8 protein-coding genes and 1 pseudogene are annotated in these 7,744 nt (G+C 63.1%); 6 read left to right on the top strand and 3 right to left on the bottom strand.

Annotation, left to right across the window (positions count from 1 at the left end; genetic code table 11):
• On the top strand, window positions 1–327 hold a 327-nt coding region (locus EOA22_RS17470; protein WP_206521295.1), incomplete at its 5' end, for a succinylglutamate desuccinylase/aspartoacylase family protein.
• Between the two features lies 1 nt (window position 328).
• Here the strand turns inward: EOA22_RS17470 and EOA22_RS17465 are convergent.
• The gene (locus EOA22_RS17465) at window positions 329–1,099 is read right to left on the bottom strand and encodes an isocitrate lyase/phosphoenolpyruvate mutase family protein (protein WP_013529940.1); all 771 of its coding nucleotides are present in this window, start codon (window positions 1,097–1,099) and stop codon (window positions 329–331) included.
• A gap of 319 nt (window positions 1,100–1,418) precedes the next feature.
• Here EOA22_RS17465 and EOA22_RS17460 point away from each other — a divergent pair, with 319 nt between their 5' ends.
• Window positions 1,419–3,608, top strand: a complete 2,190-nt coding sequence (locus EOA22_RS17460) for an anthranilate synthase (protein ID WP_013529939.1) — start codon at window positions 1,419–1,421, stop codon at window positions 3,606–3,608.
• 5 nt (window positions 3,609–3,613) lie between these two features.
• Window positions 3,614–4,561, top strand: a complete 948-nt coding sequence (locus tag EOA22_RS17455; RefSeq protein ID WP_013529938.1) for a cation diffusion facilitator family transporter — start codon at window positions 3,614–3,616, stop codon at window positions 4,559–4,561.
• Window positions 4,562–4,763: 202 nt separating this feature from the next.
• Here EOA22_RS17455 and EOA22_RS17450 read toward each other — a convergent pair whose 3' ends face one another.
• Window positions 4,764–4,970, bottom strand: coding sequence for an AbrB/MazE/SpoVT family DNA-binding domain-containing protein (locus EOA22_RS17450; RefSeq protein ID WP_013529937.1), 207 nt, complete (start codon window positions 4,968–4,970; stop codon window positions 4,764–4,766).
• Between the two features lie 19 nt (window positions 4,971–4,989).
• Window positions 4,990–6,108: a hypothetical protein gene (locus EOA22_RS17445; RefSeq protein ID WP_013529936.1), complete on the bottom strand. Its 1,119-nt coding sequence runs from the start codon at window positions 6,106–6,108 to the stop codon at window positions 4,990–4,992.
• Window positions 6,109–6,210: 102 nt separating this feature from the next.
• Here EOA22_RS17445 and EOA22_RS17440 point away from each other — a divergent pair, with 102 nt between their 5' ends.
• From EOA22_RS17440 to EOA22_RS38915, 3 genes and pseudogenes are all read left to right on the top strand, one after another.
• Complete coding sequence (locus EOA22_RS17440) at window positions 6,211–6,648, top strand: DsrE family protein (protein WP_013529935.1); 438 nt, start codon at window positions 6,211–6,213, stop codon at window positions 6,646–6,648.
• 125 nt (window positions 6,649–6,773) lie between these two features.
• On the top strand, window positions 6,774–7,553 hold the full coding sequence (locus tag EOA22_RS17435) for an SDR family oxidoreductase (protein ID WP_013529934.1): 780 nt from the start codon (window positions 6,774–6,776) through the stop codon (window positions 7,551–7,553).
• Between the two features lie 62 nt (window positions 7,554–7,615).
• Window positions 7,616–7,744: pseudogene (locus tag EOA22_RS38915) on the top strand (antibiotic biosynthesis monooxygenase); the annotation flags it as partial.

Raw genomic sequence — 7,744 nt, 5'->3', positions numbered from 1 at the left:
GTGATCGCCGACAGCGCCCTGCCCGCGCCGGGTCCTTTCACCGGCTTCGTGGCGCCATTGGAAAACATCGACATGATGCCGGCGCCACGGGCCGGTGCCGTGCTCTACGACGTGAAGCCCGGCGACCGCGTCGCCAAGGGCGCGCGCCTCGCCACCATCGTCCATGCACCGGGTGAAACCGATGGCCGCACCGAAGTGTTCGCGCCGCAGGACGGCATCATCCTGACCCGCCGCTCGCGCCGCATCATCCGCGCCGGCGAAGATCTTCTGAAGCTGGTCGGCGACAGGAAGAGCACTGATGCCCGGTCGCGAACGCTGGAGGACTGACTTAGCCCGAAATAGCCAGTCGCGCTTTCGCCTCCAGCCATTCCGCCATCTGCCGGTAAGGCACCGGGCCGTGACTGATGCGGGCGACACCCAGTTCCGCCAGCCGCTGGCGCGGCGGCACATGCGCCAGCGCAATGATGTTGACCGGCAACGCAATTGCCTTGCAGAGCGTCTCGATCAGGCCTTCGTCGCCAAGGCCCGGCGCAAAGAAGCCGTGCGCGCCGGCTTTTTCGAAGGCCTGTGCGCGCTCGATGGCCTGGTCGAGCAGAAGGTCATCATGCGCATCCGGTTTCGCCTTGAGGAAGATGTCGGTTCGAGCGTTGATGAATGCCGGTATGCCGGAAGCCTTGACGGCCGCCGCCGCGGCTTCGATGCGCTTTGCCTGCACGGAAATGTCATGCAGGCCGCTGCCACCGACAATCTGATCCTCGAAATTGAAACCGATAGCGCCGGCCCGCAGCGCCAACGTCACCGTGCGAGCGACGATTTCCGGGTCAACGCCGTAGCCGCCCTCGAGGTCCATGGTCACCGGCAGGTCGACCGACCCGACGATGCGCTTGATGTTGTCGAGCGCCAGTTCCAGCGGGATTTTCTCGCCATCGGCGTAGCCGAACGCGGCCGCGACCGGCCAGCTTCCGGTGGCGATCGCCTTGGCACCCGCTTTCTCGATGATCTTGGCCGAACCCGGATCCCAGGCATTGTAGAGGACGACCGGGTTGCCCTTGACGTGGAGGGAATGAAACGTCCGCGCACGCTCGATCTGCTCGGTCATGGTTATTTTCCCGTCTTCCTGCTGTTGGATGAGCACTCTAAGCGGCACTGTCGGCTCTGGCGATGTGCCATGAGCCTGAGAAGCGGCGGCCAACGAACAGACTTTCAAACCTGTTGCGCATCCTTCTTTTCGCAGCTATGGATTTCGCCATGAATATGCGTTCGATCAAGACCATTTGGTGGTGGGCCTGCTGACAGCGGCCTGTTCGAACACGTGCGCGTGAATAGAGAGGGTGGCCGCAACGGAAAGTCCGGGCGGCCATTTGTTTTTTCCAAGCCATTCCCGGGTCCGTTGCCCCAAGAAGCTGATGGAGACGGCAATGACGATGAAGGTTCTGGAAAACGGCGCGGAAAGTTTCGTGACCGCGGGTGGCATCACCATCACCCGCGCGCGCCACGACCGGCCGTATGCGGGCGCGATCGACGCTTACGTCGACGGCCTGAATTCGCGCCGCGGCGCGGTGTTTTCCTCAAACTATGAATATCCCGGCCGCTACACGCGCTGGGACACCGCCATCATCGACCCGCCTCTGGTTATCTCCGCGCGCGGCCGCGCCATGCGTGTCGAGGCCCTCAACGGCCGTGGCGAGGTGTTGTTGCCGGTCATCGGCAAGGCGCTGGGTAGCCTGGCCGATATCACCATCGCCGAGACATCGAAAAGGCTCATCCGTCTCGACGTCGCCAAGCCCGGCCGTGTCTTCACGGAAGAAGAGCGCAGCCGCGTTCCTTCGGTGTTCACGGTGCTGCGCGCCATCACCGCTCTGTTCAAGACCGAGGAAGACGCCAATCTAGGTCTCTACGGCGCTTTCGGCTACGATCTCGCCTTCCAGTTCGACCCGGTAGACTACAAGCTCGAACGCAAGCCAAGCCAGCGCGACCTGGTGCTGTTCCTGCCTGACGAGATCCTGGTCGTCGACCATTATTCGGCCAAGGCATGGACCGACCGCTACGACTATGCCGGCGAGGGTTTTTCGACCGAAGGGCTGCCGCGCGACGAAATCTCCGAGCCGTTCAAGAGCCCCGACCGCATCCCGCCGCGCGGCGACCATGAACCCGGAGAATACGCCGACCTGGTGCGCAAGGCGATGGATTCGTTCAAGCGCGGCGACCTGTTCGAGGTCGTGCCGGGCCAGATGTTCTACGAGCGCTGCGAGACGCAGCCGTCCGAGATTTCGCGCAAGCTGAAGGCCATCAATCCGTCGCCCTATTCCTTCTTCATCAATCTGGGCGAAGGTGAATATCTGATCGGCGCCTCGCCCGAAATGTTCGTGCGCGTCAACGGCCGCCGCGTCGAGACCTGCCCGATCTCGGGCACCATCAAGCGCGGCGACGACGCAATTTCCGACTCAGAGCAGATCCTGAAACTGCTCAACTCGAAGAAAGACGAATCCGAGCTGACCATGTGCTCGGACGTCGACCGCAACGACAAGTCGCGGGTCTGCGAGCCGGGTTCGGTGCGCGTTATCGGCCGGCGCCAGATCGAGATGTATTCGCGCCTGATCCATACGGTCGACCACATCGAAGGCAGGCTGCGCGAAGGCATGGATGCCTTCGATGCCTTCCTGTCGCATGCCTGGGCGGTCACCGTCACCGGCGCGCCGAAGCTATGGGCCATGCGCTTTATCGAGCAGAACGAGAAGAGCCCGCGCGCCTGGTATGGCGGCGCGATCGGCATGGTCAATTTCAACGGCGACATGAACACCGGCCTGACGCTCCGCACCATCCGTATCAAGGACGGCATTGCCGAAGTGCGCGCCGGCGCCACATTGCTGTTCGACAGCATTCCCGAGGAAGAAGAAGCCGAAACCGAACTGAAGGCATCCGCCATGCTCTCCGCCATCCGCGACGCCAAGACAGGCAATTCCGCCAGCACCGAGCGCACCACCGCGCGCGTCGGCGACGGCGTCAACATCCTGCTGGTCGACCACGAGGACAGTTTCGTCCACACGCTGGCCAATTATTTTCGCCAGACCGGCGCCAACGTCTCGACCGTTCGCTCGCCGGTGCATGAGGAAGTCTTCGACCGGCTGAAACCCGACCTCGTCGTGCTGTCGCCCGGCCCCGGCACGCCGAAGGACTTCGATTGCGCCGCAACCATCAAGAAGGCGCGCGCCCGCGAACTGCCGATCTTCGGCGTCTGCCTTGGCCTGCAGGCATTGGCCGAGGCCTATGGCGGCGAACTGCGGCAGCTGCACATACCGATGCACGGCAAGCCGTCGCGCATCCGCGTCTCCAAGCCCGGCATCATCTTCTCCGGCCTGCCCAAGGAAGTCACCGTCGGCCGCTACCACTCGATCTTTGCCGATCCGGTGCGGCTGCCCGACGATTTCATCGTCACGGCCGAGACCGAGGACGGCGTCATCATGGCCTTCGAGCACCGCAAGGAGCCGATCGCCGCAGTGCAATTCCACCCGGAATCGATCATGACGCTCGGGCACAATGCCGGCATGCGCATCATCGAGAACATCGTCGCCCACCTGCCGCGCAAGGCCAAGGAAAAGGCCGCCTGACGATCATGGCCGAAGCCGAGAACACGATGGCGATCGCGGCCAAGGCGGCCGCGAAGCGCAAGGTCGCGAACCTCGCCTTCTGGTCGATTATCGTCGCCTTTGTCGTGCTCGCGCTGAAAGCTGCCGCCTGGTACGTCACCGGCTCAGTCGCACTCTATTCGGACGCACTGGAATCGATCGTCAACGTCATCGCCTCGGTCGCCGCCTTCTGGGCGATCCAGATCAGCCACAAGCCGGCCGACCAGGATCATCCCTTCGGCCATCACAAGGCCGAGTATTTCTCGGCAGTGCTGGAAGGCGTGTTGATCGTGCTTGCCGCGCTATTGATCCTCAACGAGGTCTGGCGCTCCTGGCAGACTCCGTCACCCTTGGAACAGCCTTGGGAAGGTCTTGCGGTCAACGGCGTTGCCACGATTATCAACGCCTTCTGGGCCTGGACGCTGATCCGCGCCGGCAGGGCGGAGAAATCACCGGCACTGGTCGCCGACGGCAACCACATCATGACCGACGTGGTGACCTCGATCGGGGTCTTCGGCGGCCTGGTCGGGGCGATCCTGACCGGCTGGCAGATCCTCGACCCCGCACTTGCCGTCCTCGTGGCGCTGAACATTCTGTGGCAGGGCTGGCATGTCATCGGCTCGTCGATGAACGGGCTGATGGACCGCGCCGTCGACACCCAGGAGCACATGCGCATCCGCGACGTCATCTCGGCCAACTGCAAGGGCGCGCTTGAAGTGCACGACCTCAAGACGCGCATCGCCGGCCGCGCCACCTTCATCGAGTTTCATCTGGTCGTCGACGCAGACATGTCGGTCGGCGCCAGCCATGTCATCTGCGACCGCATCGAGGACGCGCTGAAGGCCGAAATCCCCTCGGTGCGCGTCACCATCCACGTCGAGCCCGACGACGAGGCCAAGCTGCCGAAGGGCACAACCGCCGTGCCGTTTGCCTGAGGCGATTTCCTGTAGCGACTTGGGAAAATTAACCGAAGCTTCTCGACTTCGTCATCCACGGGCGAAGCAGGAGCGAAGCTCCGTCGCGGAGACCCGAAGATCCATGCCGCGACCTTGTCCGTAGAGTGCAGCGGAACAGAATTCTGCACCGCAGCAGCGCTCAGATGTCACGCATGGATCCTATGGTCTGCGCCGCCAGTCTCTATCGGCCTTCCAAAGCTGCCTCAACAAAATCGTCGTCAAGTGGCCCGGTCAAACTGTCGAGCCAGACCCAATCCTGCGCAAGCGGTTCGAGAACGACCGCTCGGCCCTCGCGAAGGATTGAAATCTCGCCGGTATCGAAACGGTATTTCTTCGGCATGCGTACTGCTTGCGATCCGCCAGACCAAAAGACTTTTGCCTTATCCATTCGCGCCCTCCATTGAAGCTCAAGGCGAGCAGGCCGATTGCGGCATCGGCTGCAGCCGATAGACCTTGTCGTCGGATTTCGTCTTTCCGGCGTCCGCCTTCGAACACAGGTCGACGATTGCAAGCGCGCTGTTTGGGTTGGCCAGCATCATCGTGCCGTTGGCGCCACGCTTGAGGAAAATCTCCTTCTGCGCGATGTCGCAGGAGAAATTGCTCATCTTCGTGCTGGCCGCGCAGCGCCACTGGTCGGCTTCGCCCTGGCAGGAATAGGTCTGCGTCACCTTGGCCGATTTCTGCCGTGTGGTGACGGTAACGGCAATGTCGGCGCCGTCTGGCCAATTGGCGGTGTCACCGCCCGAGGCGAAGGACGCCAGTTCTACCTTGCCGCGGAAAACCCGGATCGACTGGGTGAGTTGATCGGGGTGCGAGCCGAGATGCGCTGCATCGTAGTCGCGCCCATAGCAGAACGCCTGGTCCGGCTTCAGCCGCTCGCGTAGCGGAGCTCCGAGCGCAGCGGCGACTGGGTCGATGCGCGCGAACTCCGCCTGGCAGGTCGCTGCCGGCATCGGGTCGAGGCGGAAATTGTCATCCTCCGAGCCGAGCGCCCGCCTGTCATATTCCGCTGCGCCAAGCTCCTCTTCTGATCCGGCATCGAGATAGATGTCGGGCTGCAGATCCGAGAGGAACAGCCGACCCTTGTCATCGACCTTCAGCGACGCAAGCGTCCGGTCGCATTCCATGCCGCAATGGACCGGGCCCGTCTTGCCGTCCTCGGAAGCATGATTGCACCAGCCGCCGGCCCATTCAGGCGACTTGGCGCCGCGCACGGTGGTGGCGATGAAGGCATTGTAGGACGTGTCGGAATTCCCGGTCGGTTCCTCGTTCGGCCGGCTGACCGGATCATGGCCGTAGTAGAAGAAGATCCGCGCCACCTTCTGCTTCGGGTGCGCCTTGAGATGCGCCCCATCATAGACGCGGCCGAAACAGGCATCAGCGCCGTTCGGACTGAGTTCGGTAAGCTTCAGCGCATCGTCGGCGGAGGCCGATCCGGCAAGCGCGCCGAGCAGCACGGCGCAAAACCCGGCGCCGGCAACCGTCTTCCATTCCCCCAACCCAAACGCCCATTCCTTCAACGCCATGTGACCTCTCCTCCGCATCGAAAGGACGCAACGGCAATTTATGCTAGTATTGCGGCTGGAGTCACGCAATTCGCGGTCAGCCGCCAAGCGGAGGAGGATGCCATGCGCCGGCGCGACATGTTCCGCACGGTTCTTGCCGGAACCGGAACGCTTCTCGGTCTGCGGGCAGCACAGGCAGCCGCCACCGAGCCCACAAGGCAAAAAGTCGCCTACCACTTGAGCGACACCGACAAGGTCAATTTCGTGCTCGGCAACATCAAGAACCATTATGAAGGCACCGGCGGCAAGGTCGACATCGTGCTGGTCGTGCATGGTCCCGCGCTCGCGGCCTTCAAGTCGAAAGGCATATCGGCCGCGATTTCCGGGCGCTTCGCCGGCCTGGTGCAGCAGGGATTGGAACCCCACGCCTGCGCCAACACCATGCACGGCATGGACATCACACTCCCCGACCTGCTCGCCGGATTTCATGCCGCCGACAAGGGCGGCGTCGTCAAACTCGCCGAACTGCAAGGCCAGGGTTACGCCTATCTGCGTCCGTAGAGCGGTTTGTTTGACGCAAATCCCCCGGGGAAAGCGCTCACACTTTTCCTTGAATTGCTCCAAGGCTTGAACACCGGGGTGGCAAGGGCCTACGAAGGGCAGGCAGACATCCCGGAGGAAGAACCGTGCCAGCCACCACACTCAGCATACCCGATCTTGCCGGCAAGGCAGTGCTGGTTACCGGTGCATCGACCGGCATCGGGGCGGCGCTCGCGCTGGCCTATGCAGCGCAGAAATGCAAGGTGGCGCTGCATTATAACTCGAGCCGCGACGCCGCCGAGAAGCTCGGCCTGACGATTGCCGACAAGGGCGGCGAGGTGTTTCTCGTCCAGGGCGATTTCTCCGTTGCCGCCGATGTCGAGCGCGTCGTCGAGGACAGTGCGCAATATTTCGGCCGCCTCGACGGGCTGGTCAACAATGCCGGCGGCATGCTCGGCCGCATCCCCTATGCCGAGCAGACCGAGGCGCATTACGATGCGGTGATGGACCTCAACGCCCGTTCGGTGCTGACTGCTTCGCGCAAGGCGATCCCGTGGCTGAAGAAACAGGGCGGCTTCATCGTCAACACCTCCTCGATCGCCGCCCGCAATGGTGCCGGCGGCGGCGCCGGGCTTTACGGCTCTGCCAAGGCTTTCGTCTCCAATGTGACGCGCGGCATGGCAAAGGAGCTGATCGGCTTCGGCATCCGCGTCAACGCGGTGGCGCCCGGCACCATTCTCACCCCGTTCCACGAGCGCTATTCGACCGACGAGCAGATCAAGGGCATGGTCGCCACCATTCCGCAGGGACGCGCCGGCACGGCGCAGGATTGCGTCGGCGCCTATCTGTTCCTCTCTTCCGACCTTCTCAGCGGCTACATCACCGGCCAGGTGATCGAGGTGAATGGCGGCCAGTTGATGCCTTGAACGGCTATCGCCATACTGGCGATCTGCACGCTCTTGTCGAAAACCTCAAAGGAGACAACGGAATGTACGGACTGATCGGCAAGATGCGGGCGTCGCGCGGCCAGCGCGACGCGGTCATGGACCTCCTGCGCGCCAGCACCGGCGCCCTGTCGGGCTGCCTGAGCTATATCATCGCGCGCGATCCCGCCGCT

The organism is Mesorhizobium sp. M7A.F.Ca.US.014.04.1.1, from assembly GCF_003998745.1.
Taxonomy (GTDB): Bacteria; Pseudomonadota; Alphaproteobacteria; order Rhizobiales; family Rhizobiaceae; genus Mesorhizobium; species Mesorhizobium ciceri.
The sequence above is the reverse complement of the archived record's forward strand: the minus strand, read 5'-3'. Positions and strand labels throughout refer to the sequence as shown.

What these genes read in the sequence shown, in the direction of transcription:
- EOA22_RS17440 (WP_013529935.1), top strand. Translation starts at nt 6,211, where the DNA reads ATGCGCCGGCGCGACATGTTCCGCACGGTTCTTGCCGGAACCGGAACG.
- EOA22_RS17445 (WP_013529936.1), bottom strand. Translation starts at nt 6,108, where the DNA reads ATGGCGTTGAAGGAATGGGCGTTTGGGTTGGGGGAATGGAAGACGGTT.
- EOA22_RS17465 (WP_013529940.1), bottom strand. Translation starts at nt 1,099, where the DNA reads ATGACCGAGCAGATCGAGCGTGCGCGGACGTTTCATTCCCTCCACGTC.
- EOA22_RS17460 (WP_013529939.1), top strand. Translation starts at nt 1,419, where the DNA reads ATGACGATGAAGGTTCTGGAAAACGGCGCGGAAAGTTTCGTGACCGCG.
- EOA22_RS17455 (WP_013529938.1), top strand. Translation starts at nt 3,614, where the DNA reads ATGGCCGAAGCCGAGAACACGATGGCGATCGCGGCCAAGGCGGCCGCG.
- EOA22_RS17450 (WP_013529937.1), bottom strand. Translation starts at nt 4,970, where the DNA reads ATGGATAAGGCAAAAGTCTTTTGGTCTGGCGGATCGCAAGCAGTACGC.